The following is a 24,446-nucleotide window of genomic DNA, read 5'->3' as shown; positions in this document are numbered from 1 at the left end:
GCCGCTGCTGCTCTGGCTGCCGCCCGCCTCCCGCGCGCGGGGGCAGCCGCCCGATGTGAACGCATCCGATGTGAACGCAACTAAGGTGAACACGCCCCAGCCCGCTGACACCCGCGCGCATGACGCGGCGCTGGTCAACCGCATCACCTGGGGCGCGACCCCGTCGGAGCTTGCGCGCATCCACGAGCTGGGCGCCGACCGTTATCTGCATCGCCAGCTGCATCCCGACGCCCACGCGGCCTTGCCCATTGATGTGCAACAACGCATCAACGACTTGTCGATCAACCACGAGTCTGATCAGGACGCGCAGGCCCGGCAGCGCAAGATCCGCCAAGACGCGCGCGACCTGGATGCCGAGGCCAAGCAAAAAGCGCAGCGCGAAGCGCGGACAATTTCGCGGGTTCGCGCCGACGAGACCGCTTACCGCACGATATGGCGCGCGCTGTATTCGCCGAATCAGTTGCAGGAACAGATGACGTGGTTCTGGATGAACCACTTCAATGTCTTTGCGGGCAAGAATGACGTCGGCACTTATCTGCCCCAGTACGAAGCGCGCGCCATCCACCCGCATGCGCTGGGGAAATTTCGCGACATGCTGCGGGCCACCACCCGGTCGCCCGCCATGCTGGTTTACCTGGACAACACGCGCAATACCGTTGGCCATATCAACGAGAACTACGCGCGTGAACTGATGGAGCTGCATACGCTGGGCGTCAAGGGCGGCTACACGCAGACCGACGTGCAGGAACTGGCCCGCATCCTGACCGGGCTGGGCGTGCACAACAACGACAAGCCGCCCAAGGTAAAGCCTGAGCTGCGTGGCCAACTGGTGCAAGACGGCTTGTTCCTGTTCCACCCCGGGCGCCACGACACGGGCGACAAGGTGTTTCTGGGCCAGAAGATTCGCGGCGGCGGCCTGGACGAAGTGGACCACGCTCTCGACCTGCTGGCGCGCCAGCCCGCCACGGCGCATTTCATCAGCGGCAAACTGGCGGCGTACTTCGTGGGCGATGCGCCCTCGCCTGCGCTGGTCGACCGGATGGCCAAGACGTTTCTGGCGCAAGATGGCGATATTGCCGCCACGCTGCAAACGCTATTTACCTCGGCTGAATTCACGGCATCGCTGAAGACGGGCGTGTTCAAGGACCCGGTGCACTATGTGTTGTCGTCGTTGCGTCTAACGTATGCCGACTTGCCGCCTGTGCGTAACCCCAAAGCGGCCATGGCCATCCTGCGCCAAATGGGCCAAGGGCTTTACCAGCGGCCCACACCCGATGGCTATCCGCTGGCCATGTCTGACTGGTCGGGTTCTGGCCAGATGACGCAGCGTTTTGAAATTGCACGCACCATCGCCGCCGCCCCGCAAGTGTTTTACCGTCTTCCCGACGATACGCAGCCGCTGGTGCTGCCCCGCCTACCGAACCTGCTGACGTCGGCGTCTGAACAGGGCCTGTTCACCACGCTGTCACCCGCCACGCGTGACGCCATCGCGCAAGCGAAAACGCCCGCAGACGCCAATACCTACCTGCTGGCCTCGCCAGAATTCATGCGCCGCTAGGAGAACCCCATGGACCGCCGCCGCTTGCTTCAGATGATGGCCGCCGCCCCGCTGCTACTGGGCGGCAGCCGCCTGTACGCCGCGCCCGCCGCGTCGGGCAACCGCCTGCTGGTCGTCTTCATGCGCGGCGCCTACGACGCCGCCAGCCTGCTGGTGCCCACCACCAGCGACTTCTACTACGAATCACGGCCCAGCATCGCCATTGGCCGGCCCGGCAGCGGCGCGGAGGCGGCCTTGCCTCTGGCAGACGGCTGGGGCCTGCATCCCGCATTGGCCGACAGCCTGATGCCCTTCTATCAGAAGAAGCAACTGGCCTTCGTGCCATTTGCAGGCACGGACGACTTGAGCCGCAGCCATTTCGAAACCCAGAACAGCATCGAGCTGGGACGAGGCGGCGAAAAAGGCGGCGGCAATTACCGTTCAGGCTTTCTTAACCGGCTGACCGCCACGCTGAACGGGTCGGCGGCGCAGCCTGCCGCCTTCACGTCCGAAGTGCCGCAGATTCTGCGGGGCGACGCGCGTGTTCCCAACATTGACCTGGGCGGCGCCAACCGCAAATCGCGCCTGAGCGAGGCCGACAACCGCGCCATCGCATCGATGTACCGCCACACGGAACTGGACGCCTCGGTGGCCGAAGGGCAGCGCATCATGGGCGCCACGCGGCAAGACCTGGACGCCGAAATGCAGGCGGCCAATGGCAATGCCGTGTCAACAGACAAGCTGGAAAAAGAAGTGCGCCGCATCGCCCGCTTCATGACCGACCGCTACAACCTGGGCTTTGTCGACGTCGGCGGCTGGGACACGCACGTGGGCCAGGGCGCGGCCAAAGGTGCGTTGGCGGGCCGCCTTGGGCAATTGGGCCGCGCGCTGGCGGCGTATGCAGACGCGATGGGGCCGGCGTGGCGGCAAACCACCGTCGTCGTCATCAGCGAATTCGGCCGGACGTTTCGCGAAAACGGCAACAAAGGCACGGACCACGGCCACGGCACGGTGTATTGGGTGATGGGCGGTAATGTCCAGGGCGGGCGCATTGCGGGGCGGCAAGTCGCCGTCAAACACGAAACCCTGTTCCAGGACCGCGACTACCCGGTCTTGAACGAGTACCGCGCCGTCTTTGCGGGCCTGTTCGCGCGCTTGTACGGGCTGGACAAGGCGCGTCTGGCGCAAGTGTTTCCGGGCGTGGCGCCCGTGGACTTGAAGCTGGTCTGAGCGCCCCGTCGTCAAGGCGCAGGGGCTACACTCGGCGAGCAATCCGGCGCATTGACGCAATCGCTTCCCGCGCCTGAAACAGGAGCCCGCATGAGCACGATCTTCGATTTCTCCGCCCGCGACATCAACGGGGCCGAACAGTCCCTGAGCACCTACCGGGGCCGCGTGCTGCTGGTGGTGAACGTGGCGTCCAAGTGCGGATTCACGCCGCAATATGCAGGCCTGGAAGAACTCTACCGCTCGCTGCGCGATGACGGCCTGACGGTGCTGGGATTCCCCTGCGACCAGTTCGGCCATCAAGAGCCCGGCGACGAATCCGAGATCCGCAATTTCTGCGCAACGCAGTACGACATCAGCTTCCCGATGTACGCCAAGATCAACGTCAACGGCGCCGACGCGCACCCGTTGTACCGCTGGCTCAAGGGCGAAAAGCCCGGCGTCTTTGGCACGGAAGGCATCAAGTGGAACTTCACCAAGTTCCTGGTGGGCCGCGACGGACAGGTCATCAAGCGCTACGCGCCCACCGATACGCCCGCCGGCTTGAAGGACGATATCGAGCGGGCGCTGTCCGCGCCCGTCTGACACGGCGCCCGTCGTCTTAGCGTAATGGCGGCAACCGGCGGCGCACGGTATGCGCCTTGACGATGGCGGTGTTGGTTTCGGCGAACTCGGTCACGCGTTCAAGAATGCCATCCAGGTGCGAGATAGACCGCAACACCACGCGGGCGATGAAGCAGTCATCGCCCGTCACCTTGTCGCATTCGACGAATTCCGGAATCTCTTGGATCAGCCCTTCGACGTGGCGCAATTGCCCGGGCAGCGGCCGGATGCGCACGATGGCTTCCAGCGTGTACCCCAGCGCCACGGGGTCCACGTCCAGGGTGTAGGCGCGGATCACGCCCGATTCTTCCAGCCTGCGCAGGCGGTCGGCCACGCTGGGCGCCGACATGCCCACCTGCCGGGCCAGATCGGCCGTGGTGGTGCGCGCATTGGCCGACAGGGTCTCCACCAGACGGCGGTCAATACCGTCCAAGACCGGGTTTTCGTTTTTTAGGTCGTTTTGCATAAATTCCACCTAAAACAAGGTTTGACGTCAAAAGCACCACGCGAACATCATATAACCGCGTTGATCCGCCTGGGATAATTTCTCCATCGCACCTTGTGGCCAACTGGCCCGCCGGAGAACCCTCATGAACCCCGCATCAGAACGCCTAGGCCTGGCGCAAATGGCCGCCGCCATGACCTTATCCGGCACGCTGGGCGTCTTCGTCCTGGAGTCCGGGCAAAGCGCCTGGAACGTCGTCTTCTTCCGCTGCGTCTTCGGCGCCCTGTCACTGTTCCTGTATTGCTGGGCGCGGGGCCTGCTCAAGCCCGGCTTGTTCACCGCCAAAACGCTGGCCCTGGCGCTGGTGGCCGGCGCCGCACTGGTCTTGAACTGGGTGCTGCTGTTTTCCGCCTACCGGCTGGCGTCGATCTCGCTGGCCACCGCCGTCTATAACGTGCAACCCTTTTTCCTGATCGGCCTGGGCGTGCTGTTCCTGGGCGAACGCCCGACGCGCGGCAAGCTGGCCTGGTCCGTCGTGGCGTTTGCCGGCCTGCTGCTGGTGCTGCGTCTGACGGACACCGCGGGCGCGGGCGGCGCGGCCTATCTGTCGGGCCTGATGCTGGGCCTGGGGGCCGCCGCGCTGTATGGCGTCACCGCCATCATCGTCAAACGGCTGAAGGGTATTCCGCCTCAGGTGCTGGCGCTGGTGCAGGTCACGCTTGGGGCCATCATGCTGCTGCCGATGGCGGATTTCAATGCCCTGCCCGCAGCACCCTTGCAATGGGGGTATCTGGTGGCGCTGGGCGTGATCCATACCTGCCTGATGTACATCCTGATGTACTCGGCCATCCAGAAGCTGCCGACGACGTCGACCGCCGCGCTGAGCTTCATCTACCCGGCCGTGGCGATCATGCTGGACTTCGCGGTCTACGGCCACCGCATGGACGCCACGCAGGTGATCGGGGTGGCGCTGATCTTCGTGGCCGCGGCCGGCGTCAGCTTGAACTGGACGTGGCGGCTGCCGGGCCGGGCGCGGCCGGGTGCGGTCTGAAGCCCCCCGCCGCGCACACGTAGAAACCCGCCCCCGGCCCCGGTTATTCGGGGGGCTGCGCCTACGGCCCCGCTATCATGGCCTTTCCATCCGCCGGCCCCGCCGGCGGCGCCATGACTCTGCGGACACACCCTATGATCGATCTCTACTACTGGACCACCCCCAACGGCCACAAGATCACGCTGTTCCTTGAAGAAACCGGCCTGCCCTATCAAATTCACCCGGTCAACATCAGCCGCGGTGATCAGTTCAAACCCGAATTCCTGGCCATCGCGCCGAACAACCGCATCCCCGCCATCGTTGACCAAGACCCGGCCGATGGCGGCGCGCCGATCTCCCTGTTCGAATCGGGCGCCATCCTGCAATACCTGGCGGAGAAGACCGGCAAGTTCCTGCCCGCCGACGTGCGCGGCCGCGCCGAAGTGTCGCAATGGCTGTTCTGGCAGATGGGCGGCCTGGGCCCCATGGCCGGCCAGAACCACCACTTTTCCGGCTACGCGCAAGAACGCATCACCTACGCCATCGACCGCTACGTGAAGGAAACCAACCGCCTGTACGGCGTCTTGAACAAGCGCCTGGCCGACCGCGAATTCGTCGCCGGTGACTACTCCATTGCCGACATGGCGGCCTACCCCTGGATCGTGCCGCACGCCAAACAGGGCCAAGACCTGAACGACTTCCCGCACCTGCAACGCTGGTTCAACACCATCGCCGCGCGCCCGGCCACCCAACGGGCCTATGCGCTGGCCGACACCATCAATACCGCGCCGTCCATCAGTGATGAAGAATCGCGCCGCATCCTGTTCGGCCAGACCTCGCAGAACCTGCCCCGCTAACGCTCTGGAGCACGCGCCATGTCTCATCCGCAACGGGTTTTTCGCCGCGCACGCCAGGAAGATCTGCCGCAGATCGTCGCCATGCTGGCCGACGACGAATTGGGCGCCACGCGCGAGGACGCCTCGGTTCCGCTGAACCCGCGCTATACCGCGGCGTTCGCGGCCATTGCGCAGGATTCCAATCAGTTCCTGGCCGTGGTTGAGCAGGATTCACACCTGGTCGGCTGTTTGCAGTTATCGTTCATACCCGGCTTGTCGCGGCTGGGACAATGGCGCGGGCAAATCGAAAGCGTCCGCATCGCGTCGTCGTCACGCGGCCAGGGCCTGGGACGCACCATGTTCGAATGGGCAATCGAGCAATGCCGCCTGCAAGGCTGTGGCATCGTTCAACTGACCACCGACCGCGCCCGCCCGGATGCGCGCCGGTTTTATGAAAGCCTGGGTTTCGTGGCCACCCATGACGGCATGAAACTCAGCCTGTAGTGTTTGTACTGATTCAAGGAAAGCCCATGCATGGCGAATACAAAGTCCCCGGCGGCAAACTGGTCGTTGCGGATCTCGAAGTGCGCGACGGCCGCCTGGCCAATGTGCGCATCAGCGGCGACTTCTTTCTTGAGCCGCCCGAAGCGCTTGAGGCCATCAACGCCGGCTTGAACGGCATGCCGGCCGATGCCGGCGAATTGGAACTGGCCGTTGCCGTGCAATCCGCCCTGCCTGCCGACGCCGAGATGTTCGGCTTTTCCGCCGAAGCCGTGGCCGTGGTGTTGCGGAGGGCGCTTGCATGACGCGCACTGACTGGAACGACTACGACTGGCAACTGATTCATGAAGCCCCCCAGGCGCCCGCGCTGCACATGGCGCTGGACGCCGTCATCACCGATGAGGTCGGCGCAGGCCAACGCCCGCCGACCTTGCGCATCTGGGAATGGGCCGCCCCCGCCGTCGTGATCGGCCGTTTCCAATCCCTGAAAAATGAAGTCGACCCGGAAGGCGCCAAACGCCACGGCATCGAAGTCGTGCGCCGCGTGAGCGGTGGCGGCGCGATGTTCATCGAACCCGGCAACTCCATCACCTATTCTCTCAGCGCCCCGCAAGCCCTGGTTCACGGCATGAGCTTCCAGGAATCCTATGCCTTCCTGGACGCCTGGGTGCTGACCGCGCTGCAAGGGCTGGGCATCAAGGCCTGGTATCAGCCGCTGAACGACATCGCCTCCGACATTGGCAAGATCGGCGGCGCCGCCCAAGCCCGGCGCGCGGGCGCGGTGCTGCACCACGTGACCATGTCCTATGACATCGACGCCGATAAAATGGTCGAAGTCTTGCGTATCGGCCGCGAGAAGCTGTCTGACAAAGGCACCACCAGCGCGAAGAAACGCGTGGACCCGCTGCGCACGCAGACGGGCCTGGCGCGCGAGGTCATCATTGACCGCATGCTGGAAACTTTTGCCAGCCTGCATCGTCTGACCCCCGGGCAGATTGGCAGCGATACGCTGGCCAAAGCGCAGCAACAGGCTGACGAGAAATTCTCTTCAGCCGAATGGACCGGCGTCGTGCCCTGACGGCAGTTGATGAATTTGTGGAGGTAGTTCAATGCGTCGCACGTTCACGCCGCAAGGCGCGATAAGCGGTTTGATTCTGGGCGCGGCTCTGCTGGCGCTTGCCGGCTGCAGCAGTGCGCCCCCGGCGAACATCACGCTCGCCACGCCCACCACCAGCAGCACCACGGCCGAAAAGGTGGGCGACCTGTCCACCGAACGCATCAAGTGGGCATCGAACAAACCCGGCTGCGAGGGCGACTGCCCCCACATTGAAATCGACAGCGTCGCCTTTCCCGGCAACCCCAAGTTGACGGCGCTGGTTGACCACGTGCTGGCCTACATGACCGGCACCGACGCCAACCGGCGCGGCGCCTACGACACGCTGTCGGAATACACGCAGTACTTCTGGTCCACGGCGCGACCGCGCGACGCCACCTACTTCAAGGCCAGCGTGAAAGACACCGTGGGCGACATCGTGTCGATTGAACTGCACACCGAACAGTTCCTGACCGGCGCCGCGCACGGCATCCCGGCGACGCAATATTTGAATTGGGAACGTTCGCGGGGCCGCGTCATGAGCCTGGACGAAGCCCTGATTCCGGGCCGCCGCGCAGAGTACGTCGCCGCCTTGCAGCGCGCGCACGCAAAATGGCTCACCACCAACCCCGACGCCAAGCGCGACCCGGCCAGCTACAACAAGATGTGGCCCTTCCAGGAAAGCGACAACTACGCCTTGACCCGCGACGGCATCGTGGTGAAGTACGACGCCTATTCCATTGCGCCCTACTCGCACGGCGAGCCGGAACTCAGCATTCCGTACGCGGACCTGCGCGGTATCCTGAAGCCGGAGCTGTTGCCGAAGTCGTGATCCTTGGCGCATGAACAGCCGGCTGCCAGCCGCTGCGATGGTGCTGCACCTGAAATGCGACAACCGGCACCGGGCATGCAGCCCGTTGCCGGTGGTTGCTCGCGCCAGGCGGCGCAAGGCCTCTTCGAGGCCGGGGTTCGGGTGAGCGGACTGGGGGTGGAGCTAGGGAGGTGGCCGCTTTTTTCGCGTCTGTGGCCGGGTAAGACGCCCAGTCCGCTCAATACAACCGCGGCATGAAGGAGCCGGCGGCGCGCACCGATGGCGCGCCGCCCGCTCACGTCAGGCGCTTAGAAGCGGTGACGGACACCCACGATGCCGACCGAGCTCTTGACGCCGTCAACAAACGCGAAGTCGGTAGCGTACGAACCCAGCGCGTACAGGTTGGTGCGCTTGGACAGGTTGTACGTGTAGCCGATGCTGTAGACGTTCATCGTCGAGTCGTTGCCGGCGGTCAGCGGGTTGCCGTTGGGGTCAGCACGCTGCCACGACGCCAGGATGCTGCTGGCGCCCAGCGGCACGGTCAGGCCGACCAGGTACGAATTGGCCTTGAAGCCAGAGACGGCCACGTTCGTGCCGAAGCTGCTGGCCGTGGGGCTGCCGCTGCCGAACGAGTTGATGCTTTGGCCGGTGAACCAGCCGTCACGCGTCTGGCCGAAGCCCAGCGCCAGCTTGACCACTTCAAAGTCATAGGCCGCGGCGATAGACCACGACTTGGGCGTCGCGTCGTTGTTCAGCTGGCTGGCGGGGTTCAGCTGGTCGTACGTGGCAGCCACGTTCAGCGGGCCGTTGACGTAACGCAGGCCGGTCGTGATGGCGCGGGTGTTGTCGGCGGTCTTGAAGCCGGTTTGGGCGGCGGTGGTGTCAGCTGCGTTGAACGAGTAGCCAACGCCAAACTGGAAGCCGCTGAACGACGGGGTCGAGTACTGCACCATGTTGTCGTAGCGGACCGTGTTGGCGGCGCTGAAGGCCACGCCAACGTTAGCCTGGCCGTAGCTGCCGGCGAACGGGTCGATCGCTGCCAGGTACTTCGACGCAATGTTGGTCTGACGGCCGAATTCCAGCAGGCCCCACGAATCAGCCTTCAGGCCGACGGTGGCTTGGCGGCCGAACAGGCGGCCGCTTTGGCCCGACTGGCCGTTACCGGAGTTGAAGCCGCTTTCCAGGGTGAACACGGCGCTCAGGCCATCGCCCAGATCTTCGGCGCCACGCAGGCCCCAACGCGAGCCGCTCGACACGCCGTTGACCATGCCGACTTTCGATTCGTGGTAGCCATCGCCCTTGATGCGCTGGTAGCCGATACCAGTGTCGATCAGGCCGTACAGCGTCACCGACGTTTCGGCTTGAGCCACGCCGGACAAGGCGGCGAACAGCGCGGTGACGAGCAGAGTCTTTTTCATTACATATTCCCTTTGATTGAACATACATGCGCAGGTGGCTTGGCTTGCATGGCAAGCGGCGTGCGGCACATGGCAGGAACAAATTCTAGGGACGCAATGTGTCAGTTTTCCAGACGCAAGGGCTACTCGTCCCAGATCTCGAAAAAAAGTGCCTCGTTGTGGCCTTAACTACACACCCTTTGCGACCCCCAACGGGTTCGCAAAGGCGTCATTTCATCGTGCTAGGAACGCAACTGCCAGAACAGCAACTGCTGAAAAGGAAACGGGGGAAAGACCGACGCCAGGAAGGTAGCGTGTCAGCGCGCGCCCTTCAATGGCAGAAGCCGACGATACTCCTTCGGCAGCGGATGTGCAGCATGTTCTTCCACGGTGCGCGCCAGCCGCTGGGCAAGCGCATCGGGGAACGGGGTGGCGCGCCGGGTATCCAGGTTCACGTGCAAGGAGAGCTGCTCCATGGTGGCGGCCAGGTAGCCGTCGCGCGTCTGAATTAGCTCCATCATGCACATCAGCCGTTTGTTGTCGGCTTCCAACAGACGGATGCGCAGCATGAGGGGGTCGCCCTCCAACACTTCGCGCAGGTAGGCCACGTAGATGTTCATCGTGTAGATACCGCAACGCGTGGCCTCGGTGTAGTCCAGCCCCACGCCAACCTGACCCAAGAGTTCAAAACCGACGCGGTCGAAGATACCCACGTAGTGGGCGGCGTTCAGATGGCCGTAGGCGTCGATCCAGGCGGGGTCCACGGCAAGGGTCGTGGACGGCAAGGCATGCGTCATGGGTACTCCAGACAAAGGGGCCGGGCCCAAGGCGGGCAACGGCACATTCTATGCAGGTTCCGGCATCCGTGCCGCCCCCATTTCCCCCAGTTGAAGGATTCCGCCCGCGCAATAGAAATCGCCCCTTTCGGGGCGATTTCTGTTTTTGTCTTCCTCTGCCTCCTCAGCGGCGCGTTCAGGAACGCACCGCCGATTCAGACATCACGGATACAGGCCGCGCACTTGGCGCGCTTGCAGAATCCGGGTGCAAGCCACGATGAACGCAGCGGTGCGCAGCGTGACCTTGTGTTCCTTGGCCACTTGCGACACGGCGGCGTAGGCTTCGCGCATGATGCGTTCCAGGCGTTGGTTGATCTCTTCTTCGCTCCAGAAGAAGCTGGAGAAGTCCTGCACCCATTCAAAGTACGACACCGTCACGCCGCCAGCGTTGGCCAGCACGTCCGGCACGACATACACGCCGTGTTCGGCCAGGATGTCGTCCGCTTCCGGGGTGGTCGGGCCGTTGGCGCCTTCGACCACGATCTTCGCGCGCACCTTGGCGGCGTTGTCGACGGTGATCTGGCTTTCCAGGGCTGCCGGGATCAGGAATTCGGTTTCCAGCGTCCAGAACTCGTTCTTGTCCATGGCCTGGCCGCCCGAGAAGCCGCCCACGCCGCCGTGTTGCGACACGTGCGACAGCAGCTTGTGCACGTCCAGACCTTCGGCGTTGTGCACGGTGCCGGTGTGGTCTTGCGCGGCAATGACCTTGGCGCCGGCTTCATGGAACAGGCGGGCAGCGGTGCCGCCCACGTTACCGAAGCCCTGCACGACCACGCGGGCCTTCGAGACGTCGATGTTCAGGTCGCGTGCGGCTTCGCACGCCACGACGAACACGCCGCGGCCGGTGGCTTCGACACGGCCCAGGCTGCCGCCCAGCGCGATCGGCTTGCCGGTGACCACGCCGGTGGCGGTGGCGCCTTCGTTCATGGAGTACGTGTCCATCATCCAGGCCATGGTCTGGGCGTTGGTGTTCACGTCAGGGGCGGGAATGTCTTTCGACGGCCCGATGATCACGCCGATTTCGGTCGTGTAGCGGCGCGTCATGCGCTCGAGTTCGGATTGCGACAGCTTGCGCGGATCGACACGGATGCCGCCCTTGGCGCCGCCGTACGGCAGGTTGACTGCGGCGTTCTTGACCGACATCCACGCGGCCAGCGCCATCACTTCAGACAGGGTCACGTCTTGGTGGAAACGCACGCCGCCCTTGCCCGGGCCGCGCGACACGTTGTGCTGCACGCGATAGCCCTCGAAGTGGGCGATGGTGCCGTTGTCCAGTTCGATCGGCACGTCGACGATCAGCGAGCGCTTCGGGCGCTTCAGGGTCTCAACCCACCGTCCCAGAGAGCCGAGGTACGGGGTGACCCGGTCGACTTGTTGCAGGTAATTACCCCAGGGGCCGAGGTCATCGGCATTCAGATAAGACGGCAAGGCATGGGTGGGTGTGTGAGACATGAGCATGATCTCCTGACAAAGTTGCGCCATTTTATCCACGAAAGTAATAGCGTCCCCATTTAAATATAAAATATATTAAATGGGGACGTATTAATGTTGCGGATACCGTACGGGTCACAAGCCCGGTCTTAAAGCTGCCCCTATCCTAAGCCGGCAATCCGGACGCGTCCACCCTCGGTCAGCCGCAAGTCGCGCAAGTATTGGCTTTGCGGGCATCGATGAAAAAAGGGGCAGCCTCCCTGGAAGCCGCCCCTTTTGCTTGCACCGCCTGCGTCGCTACAAAAAGCGATGCGAATTCCGCATCGCCATCACGCCGACATCAACTGCCAGGCCAGCCGGGCAGCCGCGCGCGCGCCATGTCCGTCGATGTCGAAACGCGGGCTGTATTCCGCCATATCGGCCAGCCGCAACTTGCCGCTGGCCTTCACGCGCAGCACGATTTCCTCAACCACGGCCATCGGCACCCCGTAAGGCGCAGGCGCCGAAACGCCGGGCATGACGCCGGCCGGCAGCACGTCCAGGTCGATCGTCAGGTACACGTGGCGCGCCCGCGCCAGCAAGGCGTCGACGTTGGCCAGGCGGGCTTCAAGGTGGCGTTCCTGCATGTCACGGTCTTCGACCCACACGGCGCCCACTTCGGCGGCGCGCGCGTACAACGCCGGCGTATTGGCCAGCCGCGACACGCCCAGGCAGGCGTATTGCAAGGGCCGTCCGCGTTCCTCGCAGTAGTGGGCGATCTGGTCGAACGGTGTGCCCGAGCTGCCCGGGCGTCCGGTGCGCAGGTCGAAATGCGCATCCAGGTTCAGCACCAGCACGGGCTCGTTGTCGCCTCGGGATTCCAGCCAACGGGCCAGGCCCTGGAAGCTGCCCCAGGCGATTTCGTGCCCGCCGCCCAACACCACCGGGCGGGCGCCCTGCGCCAGCAGATCGGCCACGCGCAGGCCCAGTTGCTCCTGCGCCGCCTCCAACTGGTCGCCTTCGCAGGTGACATCGCCCGCATCCAGCAAGCGGGTCAAGCCATGCGCCGGCAAGCCCGCCATAAACTTGCGGATGCCAGCCGGGCCTGCCGCCGCGCCGATACGCCCTTGGTTACGGGCGACGCCCGCGTCGCAGGCAAAGCCCAGCAACACCGGCTCGCCCTTTTCCACCTGGCCAGCGGCCGCTTCGACAATGTGCGCCAGACGGCGCGTGTCGCCTTGTTCGGCGCTGTCGTCGCGCGCCTTCCACAGGGTTTTGTCCAACTGCACCGCGCTCATGCCGCTGCCCCCTGCCCCGCATTCAGCACGGCTTGCAGGAATTCACGAGTGCGCGGTTCGCGCGGCTGGCTGAAGATCACTTCCGGCGTGCCGGATTCCAGGATCACCCCGCCATCCATCACGGCGACCACATCGGCCACGTCACGGGCAAAGCCCATTTCGTGCGTCACCACCATCATCGTCATGCCTTCGCGCGCCAGCAGCTTCATCACCTGCAGCACTTCGCCCACCAGCTCCGGGTCCAGCGCCGAGGTCGGCTCATCAAACAACATGACTTTGGGCTGCATGGCCAACGCGCGGGCAATCGCCACGCGTTGCTTCTGTCCGCCAGACAGGCTGGCGGGCATGGCGGCGGTCTTTTGCGACAGGCCCACCTTCTTCAGCAGGTCTTCGGCCAGCGCATTGGCCTCGTCGCGGCCCATGCCGCGCAGCTTGCGCGGGCCCACCGTCACGTTATCCAGCACCGACAAGTGCGGAAACAGGTTAAAGCCCTGGAACACCATGCCCACCTGCATGCGCAGCTGGTTCAGCGCCGCCTCGGGCAGCAGTTCGCCATCGTCCAGCAAGGTCTGACCGCAGATGTCCACGGTGCCGGCCTGCGCCACTTCCAAGCCATTGCAGCAGCGCAGCAAGGTGCTCTTGCCGGAACCGCTGGGCCCGATCACGACCACCACCTGTGAAGGCAGCACGTCGAAATCGATGCCCTTCAGCACGGCATGTTCGCCATAAGACTTGTGCAGGCCGCGGATGCGGATCATTTCCTGCGGAGCGCCAAATTGGTTCATTGCACCATCCCCCCGGCGCGCAGGTGTTGTTCCACCTTGCGCAAAATCACCATCGCGGCCGTGGTCAGGACCAGATAAATCAAAGCGACCACCAGATACGTTTCCAGCGAGCGATACGACACGCTGATGATCTTCTGCCCTTCGTGCATCAGATCGTGAATGGTCAAGAGCGACACCAGCGCCGAGTTCTTGATCAGCGCAATGAACTCATTGCCCAGCGGCGGAATCATGCGCACCACTGCCTGCGGCAGGATGATGATGCGCATCGCCTGACCCGACGACATGCCCAGCGAGCGCGCCGCTTCCGTCTGGCCGCGGTCAACCGACTGAATTGCGCCGCGCACAATTTCCGACACGTACGCGCCGGAATACATGCCTAGGCCCAACACGCCGCACGCGAACGCCGGCAGTGTCACCCCGAACTGCGGCAGGCCGAAGAACCAGATGAACAGTTGCACCAGCAAAGGGGTGCCGCGAAAGAACAGCAGGTACGTGCTGCACAGGTTGTAGATGATGTAGCGCTTGGGGTTGAGGCGGCCGACGCCGACCAGCAGGCCCATGACACAGCCCAGCAACAAGGCGCCAGCGGTTACCTCAACGGTAACCACCGCGCCCCGCATCAGGCTGTCGAAGTCGGCGAAGACGGGAGCGAATTCCAGGTTCATTTCGCGGGAGCCTCAAACCACTTGTTCACGATGGCCTGATAGCTGCCGTCGGCCTTCAGCTTTTGCAGCGCGGCGTTCAGGTCGCGCGTCAGCTCGGGCTTGCTCTTGGGCACGGCGATGCCGTAGTCCTCGGTCGTGATCTGATCGTTCAACACGGTCAGCCCCGTCGTGCTTTGCGCGAACAGCTTGGCGGCGGGCTTGCCGGTCACGGCGGCCTCCGCGCGGCCGATCTGCACCAGGTTGAACATTTCCTGGTTCTTCTCGACTTCCACGCGCTGCACGGCCGGGAAGTGTTCCTTCAGATAGTTGACCGACTTGGTGCCCACCTGCACCGACACCTTACGGCCATCCAGATCCTTCAGCGTCTTGATGGGGCTGTCCGTCTTGGTCAGCACCACGAGGCCGCCTGCGTAGTAGGGGTCGGTGAAGTCAACGACCTTGCTGCGCTCGGGCGTGATGTAAATGGCGGACACGGCGATGTCGGCGCGGCCGGCTTGCAGCGCGGGGATCAGGCCTTTGAAGTCGATGTCGATCCATTCGACTTTCTTGCCCATGGCGCCGGCCAGCGCCTCAACCAGTTCGATGTCGAAACCCGTGCGCTTGCCGTCTTTGACAAACTCCATCGGCGGGAAGGTGGCGTCGGTGACGGCGCGGATGGTTTCCTGGGCGTGCACGGAGCCAGCGCTCCAGGCCAGGCCCAGCGTCAGGGCGGCAGTCAGCAGTGTGCGGCGAGTGGTCATGGTCAGTCCTATGGGAAAGAGGTACGGCGATGAGTACGGCGGAAGAGGAATAGCGAAAAGTGAGGCGGCAGAAATGGCGTGGTAAATGCGGCGTGGTGAATGCGGTGCGGCGAATACGGTGTGGCGAATGCGGTACGGCGAAAAACGGGGAGTGAAAAAACGCTACAGCGTGGAATTCAAGGAAATGTGGTGCCGATGGAGATTCCGTTTTTGGCGCGTCAATGCACCTTCAATCGTTCGGAAATACGGCGGGCGGCGGCAACCGTCATGGCGATCAAGGCGTCGGGACGCTGGGCGGCGCGGGTCGACGGCGCCATCAACGTGATGGATGCGACGGCCTGGTTGGGCCGCTGAAAAATCGGCACGCTGACACCCCACACGCCCGCATCGACTTCGCTATCGGTCACGGCGTAGCCTTGCTCGCGGATGGCTTCGAGTTCATCGGCCAGGCGTGCCGCGTCTACGCCGGCTTCGTCGGCCAGATAGGCCAGCGCGGCCTGCAAACGGGCCAAGGGCATGAAGGCCAGCAGGGATTTGGCCGAGGCGCCGCGCGCCAGCGGCAGGCCGCGCCCCTTGGTGAACGAGCAACGCAGCGGATGCTGGCTTTCGACCATGTCCAGGCAAACGGCCTGATCTTTCACCGCCACGAGCAAGCCGATGGTTTCACCCGAGGCCGCCGCCAGCGACGCCATGTCAGGCTGCGCTTCGTGGATCAGAAACGACGATTGATCAAAGCCCCAGGCCAGTTGCACGCACAACGGTCCAGGGCCGTACTCCCCTTCGTGTTCAGCCACGAAACCCCAGCGCTTGAGCAGCGCCACCTGGCGATACAGGGTGCTTTGAGCCAGACCCGTTTTCTCGGCCAGCGCGGCGATCGTCAGGGGGCCATCGTGCCGGGCCAGCGTGGCCAACACGTAGAGAACGCGATCTGCGCCCGCCCCCACCGAGGAATCCGACATCACACTCAACTCCTAGCAATAAGGCGCTGAGATTATCAATTTGTGGTGGTTATCCTTTCTTTTATTCCCGACAGTTGAGAATAAACAGGGAAAACCCCAGGAAGAGTACGAAAAAAAAGACCGCATAGCGGTCTTTGGATCTGTCCCTTTCGGGCATTTCAAGCGGGGCGGGGCCGAGCCTGGGCTCGGCCGCTGCCACGGCGTCTGACTTAAGGCGCGGCGGGCTTGTCGTCGTAGTTGTTCAGGCGCACGCCCGACACGCCGCCCACGTTGGGGGTGGCTGGGGCGGGAGCTGACGCGGCCGGCGCCGGAGCGCCCGGCGCATCCGCCGACGGCGCCACCGCGGGCGGCAGCGCGGCGGTGTCCGGCACCGGCACCGGCTCGGCTTCCGCCGGTACAGGATTCGTGGCGCGGCGGGCGCGCTTGGCGTCGTCGGCGCGCGCGACCATGGCCGTCAGTTCGGTGGCCAGCGCTGCCGACTTGCCATTGCGCGCCCAGTCGGCCGCGCTTTGGTCTTTCAGATCGCGGGTCGTCACATCGGCGCCCGCCTTCACCAGAAGATCGACCATGTCTTTATTGCCACCCAGCGCCGCCATCATCAAGGGCGTCTCACCGCCAGGCGCCGGCGCATTGACCATGGCTTTCTTGGAAAGCAGCATGCGCGCCATTTCCATCTGCCCCTTGGACGCCGCATAGTGCAACGGCGTCCAGCCCAGGCGATTCACCTGCGCACCGCGCGCAATCAGCTTCTTGGCCCGCTCGGTCTGGCCGGCAATCGCCAGGTACATCAGCGGAGTTTCACCCGCCGGGTTCTCGGCGTTGACGTCGGTGCGCTTGTCGGCGGCAATCACGTCAAACACCTTCCAGGCGCCATCGACCACCGCACGCATCAGCGCCGGCTGGCCGTTCTTGTAGCGCACGTTGGGATCGGACCCGTGAGCCAGCAGGTCTTTGATGTCGTCGGGATAGTCGTTGGCCACATAGACCCACCAATCGCCAGGATTGGCGGCGTGCGCCATCGGCGCCGCCAGCCCGATGGCCAGCGCCAGCAGCGCGCCGCGGCAACGCGACAACAAGACGTGACGGGCGGTCGGAGCGTAGGCGGTCATGGCTATCCTAGAAGTGACTTTAAATAAATTAGATGAACTTATTTCTTTATCTTATTGAAAAGACGGAAGAAATTATCAGTTGATGCGCGCGCCACCTCGGCCACCGTGATGCCTCGCAGATCGGCAATCTTCTCGGCCACGTGGATCACCTTGGACGGATCATTCAGTTTGCCGCGATACGGCACCGGTGCCAGATACGGCGAGTCCGTCTCGATCAGCAAGCGGTCCAGCGGCACCTTGGACGCCACTTCATGCACCACTTGCGCATTCTTGAACGTGACGATGCCCGACAGCGAGATATAGAAATTCTGGTCCAACGCCGCTTGCGCGACTTCCCAGTTCTCGGTGAAACAGTGCATCACGCCTCCCACTTCGGCCGCCTGCTCTTCCTTCAGCATGCGCACCGTGTCTTCGGCCGAGGCGCGAGTGTGCACGATCAGCGGCAAGCCCGTCTCGCGCGCGGCACGGATGTGGCGGCGAAAGCGTTCGCGCTGCCAATCCAGCGGTTCGGACAAGCGGTAATAGTCCAGCCCGGTTTCACCAATGGCCACCACCTTGGGGTGGGCCGACAGGCGGACGAGCTCTTCGGGTTCAGGGTCGGGCGTGTCTTCGTAATCGGGGTGCACCCCCACCGAGGCCCACAGATTGGGCTGCGGCTCGACCAGCGACATCAGGCCAGGCCATTCCGGCATGTTCACGCTGACGACCAGCGCGTGGGTGACCTGGTTGGCGGCCATTCGATCAAGAATGCCCGGCAAATCGGCCGCCAGCTCGGGAAAATTCAAATGACAGTGGGAATCGACGTACATGTTTTGACTACATAAAGAGACCGCGGCGCCCTGCCCGTTTTCGGGCAAAACGCCGCTGGATCAGAGACTTACGCTTGGCAGGATAGCACCACGCGTTGCAGGGTGGCGTGCGCAAAAAGCTTGGCGTTCAGCGGATGGGTGGCCAGCGCCCGTTGCCGCGTCAGCCAGCGTGCGGCTTCCGCCACGCGCGCGGTATTCATGCGCGTGGCGACCTGGGCCACGCCCGCCGCCAATGCCGGGAAGTAACGCACGGGCGCGCCCGCGCTGGCCAGCATCAGGTCGGTGTACAGCCGTTGCAACGCGTCGATCCATTCGGTGGCCGGCACTTTTTCCAGCGACTCGGCCAGCGTGCCGACGTCTGGCGTCTGGCCTTGGGCCAAGGGGCCGATCAGTTGCTGCAACCACGGTGGGCAAGGCGTGTCGCCCGCTTGCGCCAAGCGCAGCGCAGCCAAAGGCGCGCCGCCCGCAGCCGCCAGCCATTCGCGGGCAGGTTCAACATTCTGGGCACGCAACCATTGCAACGCGGTGTCAGGGTCGGGCGCAGGCAGCGGCAAACGCCGGCAGCGCGACACCAGCGTTGGCAGCAAGCGGTCTGGCGCGTCGGCCACCAGCAGAAACACCGTGTGTGGCGGCGGTTCTTCCAGCACCTTGAGCAAGGCGTTGGACGACACCACATTCAGCGCATGCGCCGGATACAGCAGCGCCACGCGCCATCCGCCCCGGTGGGTCGCCGTGTTGAACCAGGACTCCAGCGACCGAATCTGATCGATGCGGATTTCCTTGGACGGCGCCCGCTTGGCCGCGCCCGTGGCGGGTTCAGCGTCTTCCGCGGCATCGGCGGCGGCATCCGCCCCCTCTTCCACGGCCACCGCCTCGGGCCGGATGCGGCGCAAGTCGGGGTGATTGCCGCTGGCGAACCAGGCACAGGCGGCGCAATGGCCGCAGGCCAAGCCGTTATCGGGCGTTTCACAGAGCAGGCTAGCGGCGGCGGCGATCGCGAAATCCAGCTTGCCGATGCCGGCCAGGCCATGCACCAGCCACGCGTGGGCGAAGCGGTCGCGGTTGCCCAGCCAGGCCCGCGCCGTCTCCATCTGCCAGGGCAGGAATTGAGGTGCGCTCATGCCCGCGCTCACGCCTTCACGGCCAGCAGCGCCCGCAGCCCGGCTTCAAGCTCGGTGCGGATCTGCGCAATCGACTGGGTGGAATCGATGACGTGAATACGGTCGGGATCAGCCTTTACGCGTTCGTGATACGCGTTGCGGGTGCGCTCGAAGAAGGCTGCGCCTTCGCGTTCGAAGCGGTCGGGTTCGCGCGCATTGGCCAGGCGCGCACGGGCCACGTCCAGCGGCACATCGAAGAGCCAGGTGCGGTCGGGCTGGCCGGCCTGCATCCATTGCTCAAGCACGGCCACGCGCTCGGCGCCCAAGCCGCGCCCGCCGCCCTGATAGGCGTAGGTTGCGTCGGTGTAGCGGTCGCACACCACCCAGGCGCCACGCGCCAAGGCCGGCTCAATCACCTGGCGCGCGTGTTCGCAGCGCGCCGCGAACATCAGCAGTGTTTCAGTGTCCAGGCCCATGGTGTCGGTCAACACCAGGGCGCGCAGTTTTTCACCCAGCGGCGTGCCGCCGGGTTCACGGGTCGAGACGACCTCAACGCCCTGCGCTCGTAAGAAGTCCGCGATCCAGTCGGTGTGCGTGCTCTTGCCCGCGCCGTCCACGCCCTCCAGCGTAATGAAGCGTCCGCGTGAGGTCATTGATCTTGTCCTTGTGCTGAGTCGGAATCGGAATCGGAGTCGGCGCTGGCGCCAGTACCCGTGCCAGTGCCAGTGCCAGTGCCCGTGCCAGTGCCAGTGCCAGTGCCAGTGCCAGTGCCGCGGCCCGCGCTGGCGTCAGAGGAAGGCGCGGCGTTCGTGGAAGCGGCCGGCGCGGCCGCCGGGGCCCCGGCCGGAGCCGGCGTCGCGTTCGGACGCGCGCCCTGGCCCAGGATGTAGCGGGACACATTGCGGTTATGCCCGGACAGGTTCTCGGCGAACTCGCTCGTGCCATTGCCCCGCGACACGAAAAACAGGTACTTGTGTTGCTCGGGCTGCACCGCAGCCAGCAGCGCCGCACGGCCCGCCGCTGCGATGGGCGTGGGCGGCAAACCCGGGCGCGTATAGGTATTCCACGGCGTATCCGTTTGCAGATCGCGCTTGCGGATGCGGCCTTGATAGGCCTCGCCCATGCCGTAGATCACGGTGGGATCGGTTTGCAGCAGCATGCCGATCTTCAGCCGGTTGGTGAACACGCCCGACACGCGGCGGCGATCCGGCCCATGGCCGGTTTCCTTTTCGATGATGGACGCCAGCACCAAGGCTTCATAGGGCGTGGCGACCGGCAGGTCCGATTGGCGCTTGGCCCAGGTGTCCTGCAAGATGCGCTGGCCTTCCTGGTAAGAGCGGCGCAGCAGATCGAAGTCGGTGCTGCCGGGGGTGAAGATATAGGTGTCCGGGAAGAACAGGCCTTCCGGGTGCTTGATGTCGGAACCCAGCCGCTCCATCAGCGCTTCATCGCTGGTGTCGCCCAAGGTTTGTTTGACGTCCGGGTTCTCGCGCAGCGCCTGGCGAATCTGGCGGAACGTCCAGCCTTCCAGGAACGTGATCTGGCGCTGGGTCATGTCGCCACGAGCCAGCCGTTCCAGCAGCAGCCACGGCGTGTCGCCGTTAATGGCTTGATAGCCACCAGCCTTCATCAGCTTGTCTTGCTCGGTCAGGCGGGCCATCCAGACAAAGCCGGGTTCCCACATCGGCACGCCCACGGCATTCAGCGCGCGCGCGACCGTACGCGGGCTGCTGCCCGGGTCCACTACAAAATCGATCCTGTCGGCCGGTAAATGCATGGGCCGATGCATCCAGCTCCAGGCGGCGCCCACGGCTGCCGCGGCGGCAATCACGATGAGCAGGAAAGACCACAAGACGTAAAAACGGAGTCGCTTCTTCATAAGTCCCGGAAGTTTAATGGATCAGGCGGACCTGTCGCGGCAAAAGAGGGGTCAGAGTGCACGGGGCGGCCCTTTTCCCGGCGAGGGGATGGCCCATTGCCCGCAGGAAGGCGGCTATCATCTGCACTTTGATGACGCGATCACTCCGCCGACATGCACGCTTTCTACTCTTCGATTCCTGTCCGCGCCGAAGGTTGCGCGCAATGCGCGCCGCTGGAAGATTTTCAAGTCTTCAGCGCATCCGGCGCAGACGCCCTGACCTTTTTGCACGGCCAACTGACGCAAGACGTCACCGGCCTGCCTGCTGACGCCGCCCGCCTGGCCGGCTACTGCACCGCCAAGGGCCGCCTGCTGGCCACGCTGGTCATGTGGCGCGGCACCGCCGCTGGCGATGACGCTCCGCAGCTCTACGGCCTGATCCGCAAAGACTTGTCGCAAGCGCTGCTCAAGCGCTTGTCCATGTTTGTGCTGCGCGCCAAGGTCAAGCTTGCCGCCACCTTGCTGAATGTAGCCGGGGTGCAGGTGACGGAGGAAGATGCCGCTGCACTGGAAGCCGTAACCGGCCCCTTGCCGCGCGCCGCCTGGCAGCGCGTGGACCTGCCGTCCGGCACCTGGATCGCCGCGCCCACGCCCGATGCGCGCCTGCGCTGGTGGTGGATAGCGTCCGACGAACAGCTGGAACAGTCGGCCGCGTTTTCCGGCGTGCTGGGCCTGGCCCCCGCCGCGCAATGGCAAGTGGCCGATCTGGCGGCCGGCATCCCCTGGATCGCCACGGCTACCCAGGACGTTTTCATCCCGCAAACGGTCAATCTGGAACTGGTGCAAGGCGTGAGCTTCACCAAAGGCTGCTACCCCGGCCAGGAAGTTGTGGCGCGTAGCCACTACCGTGGCACCGTCAAGCGCCGCATGGCGTATGGCACAGTTGCCGACGCCGGCGAGCAAGGCGCGACGCTGGCGGGCGTGGATGTTTTCGACGCCACCCAGCCGGGCGAGCCGATTGGCCGCGTGGTGGATGCGGCAAGCCTGGGCGGGGTCGCATCCGTCTTGTTCGAAACGACGCTTGCCGCCTTGCCCGAAGGCGATCTGCGGCTGGGTGCCGTAGACGGCCCGCGCATCGCGACCGCGGCGCTGCCCTACTCCATCACCCCGTAAGCCGTAGTTGGCGCGGTGCGTGGCCACCGGCTCGACGGTGGCCACCACGAAGCGTTCCGCTGCGACAACGACGCGTAGCCCCCCACAAAGAAGCGTTACGCACCCAAGCCGAAGCGTTACGCCGCGACGCCGAACAGCGCACCCACGCCGGCAGTCACCGCCATCGCCAGCGCGCCCAGTATCGTGACGCGCAGCGCGGCGGGCCCTTTGGGCGCGCCGCCCGCCCCTGCGGCCAACGCCCCGAGTCCGGCCAGACACAGCACCGACGCCCCAATCACCCACCCAATCAATTGCGGCCCGGGCGCCATCAGGGCCACCACCAGCGGCAAGGCCGCGCCGCCCGCAAACGATGCGGCGGACGCCACCGCCGCCTGCACAGGACGGGCCCGGTTATGGATGGATATGCCCAGTTCGTCGCGCGCATGGGCGTCCAGCGCATCATGTTGGGTGAGCTGGCGCGCCACCTGCGCCGCCAGTTCGCGCGTCAGCCCGCGCTCGACATAAATATCGATCAGCTCGGCCAGTTCTTCCTCGGAGTTGCCCTTCAGCGACCGCTGCTCCATCCGCAAGTCCGCCGCTTCGGTATCCGCCTGCGACCGCACGGATACGTATTCGCCCGCCGCCATCGACAAGGCCCCGGCAACCAGCCCGGCCAGACCCGATGTCAGGATGGCGCCATGCGTGGCCTGCGCCGCCGCCACGCCGGTGATCAGGCTGGCCGTGGACACAATGCCGTCATTGGCGCCCAAAACGGCCGCACGCAGCCAGTTGCTGCGAAAAATTCGATGGTGTTCTTTTGCTGGCATTGCCCGATACCCAAGCGACACGCGACAAGCGCGCGGCGCGCCCCGCCCCGTCAAGGGCAGGACGCACCGCGCGCCGGATTCATCGCGGCGTCACGCGTACCGCGGTGAGCAAGCCTATCACGCAAAGCGTGGCCTGTTCGCCTTCGTAGGCGTGAACTTCCACCTGGCAGATCGACAAGCGCTTGCCCGGTTTGACCACGCGGCCGCTGGCCACGAAGCGGTCGCCCTTGGCCGGCGCCAGGAAGTTCATCTTGAACTCGGACGTCAGCACATCTTCGCCCGCGTTGAACAGCGTGAAGGCGGCATAACCGCCCGCACTGTCGGCAATGGTGGTGGAAATGCCCGCGTGCAAGAAGCCGTTCTGCTGGCAGAGGTCAGCCCGGTAAGGCAGCACGATGTCCACCCTGCCCCGCTCCACCACCTCCAGCCCGGCGCCCAGCAGGCGCATCACGCTTTGCTGGTCGAAACTTGCCTTGACCCGCGCGGCCGGGTCAGGCGACGACACATGCTCGCTCATGTCAGTCTTGCTCGCGCTTGACCAAATTGACGATGCTGGAGAAATCCAGCTTGCCCGAGCCGCCCGAGCTGTGCAGCGAATACAGATTGCGCGCCAGCTCACCCAACGGAATGGACGCTCGTGCCGACAGCGCCGCTTCGGCCGCCAGCCCCAAGTCCTTCAGCATCAGGTCCACGCCGAAACCACCCGCATACCCCTTGGACGCCGGCGCATGCTCCATGACGCCCGGCCACGGGTTGTAGAGTTCGGTGGCCCAGTTGCGGCCCGAGCTCTTGGCGATGATGTCGGACAGCACCTTCGGGTCCAGCCCATTGGCCACGCCCAGCGCCAGCGCTTCGGACGTACCCGCCATCAAGATGCCCAACAGCATGTTGTTGCAGATCTTGGCGACCTGGCCAGCACCCGCCGGACCGGCGTGGAAGATGTTCTTGCCCATCTTTTCCAGCACGGGACGCGCGCGTTCCAGCGCGGCGGACTGACCGCCCACGATGAACGTCAGCGTGCCTGCCGCCGCCCCGCCCGTGCCGCCAGATACCGGGGCGTCAATCATGGCGATGCCGCGCACGTCGGCCGCCTGCGCCACCTTGCGCGCGGAGTCCGGCGCGATGGTGCTGCATTCGATGACCAGCGCGCTGGATGGAATCTTGCCCAGCAAGTCTTCGCCCAGATACAGCCCTTCGACGTGCTTGCTGGCCGGCAACATCGAAATCACGACGTCGGCGCCCTTGACGGCCTCGGATGCCGAGGCCGCCGCGCGCGCCCCCGCATCAGTCAACAGCTTGACGGCCGCTGGCACCAGATCGAACACCGTCAAGCTGTGTCCGGCCTTGACCAGATTCAATGCCATGGGCGCGCCCATGTTGCCCAAACCGATAAACGCAATACTGCTCATGATGTCTTG

Annotated in this window: 27 protein-coding genes; 10 read left to right on the top strand and 17 right to left on the bottom strand. The window is 64.7% G+C overall.

The annotated features are described in order from the left end of the window. Positions 1-85 precede the first annotated feature (85 nt). The 3 genes from HV765_RS00925 to HV765_RS00915 all read left to right on the top strand — a co-directional run bounded on the left by HV765_RS00925 (position 86) and on the right by HV765_RS00915 (position 3,349). A complete protein-coding gene (locus tag HV765_RS00925; RefSeq protein WP_254600384.1) occupies positions 86-1,558 on the top strand; it encodes a DUF1800 domain-containing protein in 1,473 nt (490 codons plus the stop codon). A gap of 9 nt (positions 1,559-1,567) precedes the next feature. Next, positions 1,568-2,767: a DUF1501 domain-containing protein gene (locus tag HV765_RS00920; RefSeq protein ID WP_175168463.1), complete on the top strand. Its 1,200-nt coding sequence runs from the start codon at positions 1,568-1,570 to the stop codon at positions 2,765-2,767. A 90-nt stretch (positions 2,768-2,857) separates the two neighbouring features. Continuing rightward, a complete protein-coding gene (locus HV765_RS00915) occupies positions 2,858-3,349 on the top strand; it encodes a glutathione peroxidase (RefSeq protein ID WP_054425762.1) in 492 nt (163 codons plus the stop codon). Between the two features lie 16 nt (positions 3,350-3,365). Here the strand turns inward: HV765_RS00915 and HV765_RS00910 are convergent, their stop codons facing one another. Beyond that, a complete protein-coding gene (locus HV765_RS00910; protein ID WP_054425764.1) occupies positions 3,366-3,833 on the bottom strand; it encodes an Lrp/AsnC family transcriptional regulator in 468 nt (155 codons plus the stop codon). Between the two features lie 124 nt (positions 3,834-3,957). Between HV765_RS00910 and HV765_RS00905 the strand changes: the two genes are divergently transcribed. The 6 genes from HV765_RS00905 to HV765_RS00880 all read left to right on the top strand — a co-directional run bounded on the left by HV765_RS00905 (position 3,958) and on the right by HV765_RS00880 (position 8,104). After that, positions 3,958-4,863 (top strand): DMT family transporter, encoded by a 906-nt coding sequence (locus tag HV765_RS00905; protein WP_054425766.1) that lies wholly within the window; start codon positions 3,958-3,960, stop codon positions 4,861-4,863. A 134-nt stretch (positions 4,864-4,997) separates the two neighbouring features. After that, the gene (locus HV765_RS00900) at positions 4,998-5,699 is read left to right on the top strand and encodes a glutathione S-transferase N-terminal domain-containing protein (protein WP_175168462.1); all 702 of its coding nucleotides are present in this window, start codon (positions 4,998-5,000) and stop codon (positions 5,697-5,699) included. A gap of 18 nt (positions 5,700-5,717) precedes the next feature. Further along, positions 5,718-6,182: a GNAT family N-acetyltransferase gene (locus HV765_RS00895; protein ID WP_175168461.1), complete on the top strand. Its 465-nt coding sequence runs from the start codon at positions 5,718-5,720 to the stop codon at positions 6,180-6,182. Positions 6,183-6,208: 26 nt separating this feature from the next. Continuing rightward, positions 6,209-6,484 (top strand): lipoate-protein ligase small subunit, encoded by a 276-nt coding sequence (locus tag HV765_RS00890; protein WP_054425772.1) that lies wholly within the window; start codon positions 6,209-6,211, stop codon positions 6,482-6,484. Further along, complete coding sequence (locus HV765_RS00885) at positions 6,481-7,257, top strand: lipoate--protein ligase family protein (RefSeq protein WP_054425774.1); 777 nt, start codon at positions 6,481-6,483, stop codon at positions 7,255-7,257. Before HV765_RS00890 ends, HV765_RS00885 begins: the two co-directional genes overlap by 4 nt. 31 nt (positions 7,258-7,288) lie before the next feature. Then, the gene (locus HV765_RS00880) at positions 7,289-8,104 is read left to right on the top strand and encodes an RsiV family protein (protein ID WP_175168460.1); all 816 of its coding nucleotides are present in this window, start codon (positions 7,289-7,291) and stop codon (positions 8,102-8,104) included. A 287-nt stretch (positions 8,105-8,391) separates the two neighbouring features. Here the strand turns inward: HV765_RS00880 and HV765_RS00875 are convergent, their stop codons facing one another. The 13 genes from HV765_RS00875 to mltG form a co-directional block, all read right to left on the bottom strand. Continuing rightward, positions 8,392-9,501: a porin gene (locus HV765_RS00875; protein ID WP_175168459.1), complete on the bottom strand. Its 1,110-nt coding sequence runs from the start codon at positions 9,499-9,501 to the stop codon at positions 8,392-8,394. A gap of 296 nt (positions 9,502-9,797) precedes the next feature. Further along, complete coding sequence (locus tag HV765_RS00870; protein ID WP_175168458.1) at positions 9,798-10,277, bottom strand: thioesterase family protein; 480 nt, start codon at positions 10,275-10,277, stop codon at positions 9,798-9,800. Between the two features lie 201 nt (positions 10,278-10,478). After that, positions 10,479-11,768 carry a Glu/Leu/Phe/Val family dehydrogenase gene (locus HV765_RS00865; protein ID WP_054425785.1) on the bottom strand — a complete coding sequence of 430 codons (1,290 nt, stop codon included), beginning with the start codon at positions 11,766-11,768 and terminating at the stop codon, positions 10,479-10,481. 308 nt (positions 11,769-12,076) lie between these two features. Next, the gene (hutG, locus tag HV765_RS00860) at positions 12,077-13,024 is read right to left on the bottom strand and encodes a formimidoylglutamase (RefSeq protein WP_175168457.1); all 948 of its coding nucleotides are present in this window, start codon (positions 13,022-13,024) and stop codon (positions 12,077-12,079) included. Then, positions 13,021-13,809 (bottom strand): amino acid ABC transporter ATP-binding protein, encoded by a 789-nt coding sequence (locus tag HV765_RS00855; protein WP_054425789.1) that lies wholly within the window; start codon positions 13,807-13,809, stop codon positions 13,021-13,023. The genes hutG and HV765_RS00855 overlap by 4 nt, the downstream gene beginning before the upstream one ends. Then, a complete protein-coding gene (locus HV765_RS00850; RefSeq protein ID WP_054425790.1) occupies positions 13,806-14,474 on the bottom strand; it encodes an amino acid ABC transporter permease in 669 nt (222 codons plus the stop codon). Before HV765_RS00850 ends, HV765_RS00855 begins: the two co-directional genes overlap by 4 nt. Continuing rightward, the gene (locus tag HV765_RS00845; RefSeq protein WP_054425792.1) at positions 14,471-15,214 is read right to left on the bottom strand and encodes a transporter substrate-binding domain-containing protein; all 744 of its coding nucleotides are present in this window, start codon (positions 15,212-15,214) and stop codon (positions 14,471-14,473) included. Before HV765_RS00845 ends, HV765_RS00850 begins: the two co-directional genes overlap by 4 nt. A gap of 218 nt (positions 15,215-15,432) precedes the next feature. Continuing rightward, complete coding sequence (locus HV765_RS00840; protein ID WP_054425794.1) at positions 15,433-16,173, bottom strand: IclR family transcriptional regulator; 741 nt, start codon at positions 16,171-16,173, stop codon at positions 15,433-15,435. Between the two features lie 209 nt (positions 16,174-16,382). After that, a complete protein-coding gene (locus tag HV765_RS00835) occupies positions 16,383-17,282 on the bottom strand; it encodes an ankyrin repeat domain-containing protein (RefSeq protein WP_175168456.1) in 900 nt (299 codons plus the stop codon). A 38-nt stretch (positions 17,283-17,320) separates the two neighbouring features. After that, positions 17,321-18,091 (bottom strand): TatD family hydrolase, encoded by a 771-nt coding sequence (locus HV765_RS00830; RefSeq protein ID WP_175168455.1) that lies wholly within the window; start codon positions 18,089-18,091, stop codon positions 17,321-17,323. 68 nt (positions 18,092-18,159) lie between these two features. After that, entirely contained in the window at positions 18,160-19,212 is a 1,053-nt protein-coding gene (gene holB / locus HV765_RS00825) for a DNA polymerase III subunit delta' (RefSeq protein ID WP_054425799.1), read from the bottom strand. Positions 19,213-19,220: 8 nt separating this feature from the next. Beyond that, a complete protein-coding gene (gene tmk, locus HV765_RS00820; protein ID WP_054425801.1) occupies positions 19,221-19,844 on the bottom strand; it encodes a dTMP kinase in 624 nt (207 codons plus the stop codon). Continuing rightward, complete coding sequence (gene mltG, locus HV765_RS00815) at positions 19,841-21,070, bottom strand: endolytic transglycosylase MltG (protein ID WP_175168454.1); 1,230 nt, start codon at positions 21,068-21,070, stop codon at positions 19,841-19,843. Before mltG ends, tmk begins: the two co-directional genes overlap by 4 nt. Positions 21,071-21,223: 153 nt before the next feature. On the opposite strand from mltG, the gene ygfZ reads away from it, so the two are divergent. Beyond that, the gene (gene ygfZ, locus HV765_RS00810) at positions 21,224-22,222 is read left to right on the top strand and encodes a CAF17-like 4Fe-4S cluster assembly/insertion protein YgfZ (protein ID WP_175168453.1); all 999 of its coding nucleotides are present in this window, start codon (positions 21,224-21,226) and stop codon (positions 22,220-22,222) included. A 116-nt stretch (positions 22,223-22,338) separates the two neighbouring features. Here the strand turns inward: ygfZ and HV765_RS00805 are convergent, their stop codons facing one another. The 3 genes from HV765_RS00805 to mmsB form a co-directional block, all read right to left on the bottom strand. Further along, positions 22,339-23,028, bottom strand: a complete 690-nt coding sequence (locus HV765_RS00805) for a VIT1/CCC1 transporter family protein (RefSeq protein ID WP_054425805.1) — start codon at positions 23,026-23,028, stop codon at positions 22,339-22,341. A gap of 79 nt (positions 23,029-23,107) precedes the next feature. After that, a complete protein-coding gene (locus HV765_RS00800; RefSeq protein WP_054425807.1) occupies positions 23,108-23,545 on the bottom strand; it encodes a PaaI family thioesterase in 438 nt (145 codons plus the stop codon). A 1-nt stretch (position 23,546) separates the two neighbouring features. Further along, the gene (gene mmsB / locus HV765_RS00795; RefSeq protein ID WP_054425810.1) at positions 23,547-24,437 is read right to left on the bottom strand and encodes a 3-hydroxyisobutyrate dehydrogenase; all 891 of its coding nucleotides are present in this window, start codon (positions 24,435-24,437) and stop codon (positions 23,547-23,549) included. Positions 24,438-24,446: the final 9 nt, after the last annotated feature.

It is taken from the genome of Achromobacter kerstersii (assembly GCF_902859595.1).
Taxonomy (GTDB): Bacteria; Pseudomonadota; Gammaproteobacteria; order Burkholderiales; family Burkholderiaceae_B; genus Achromobacter; species Achromobacter kerstersii.
Note: the sequence above shows the minus strand (reverse complement) of the source record. Positions and strands in the feature narration are given on the sequence as shown.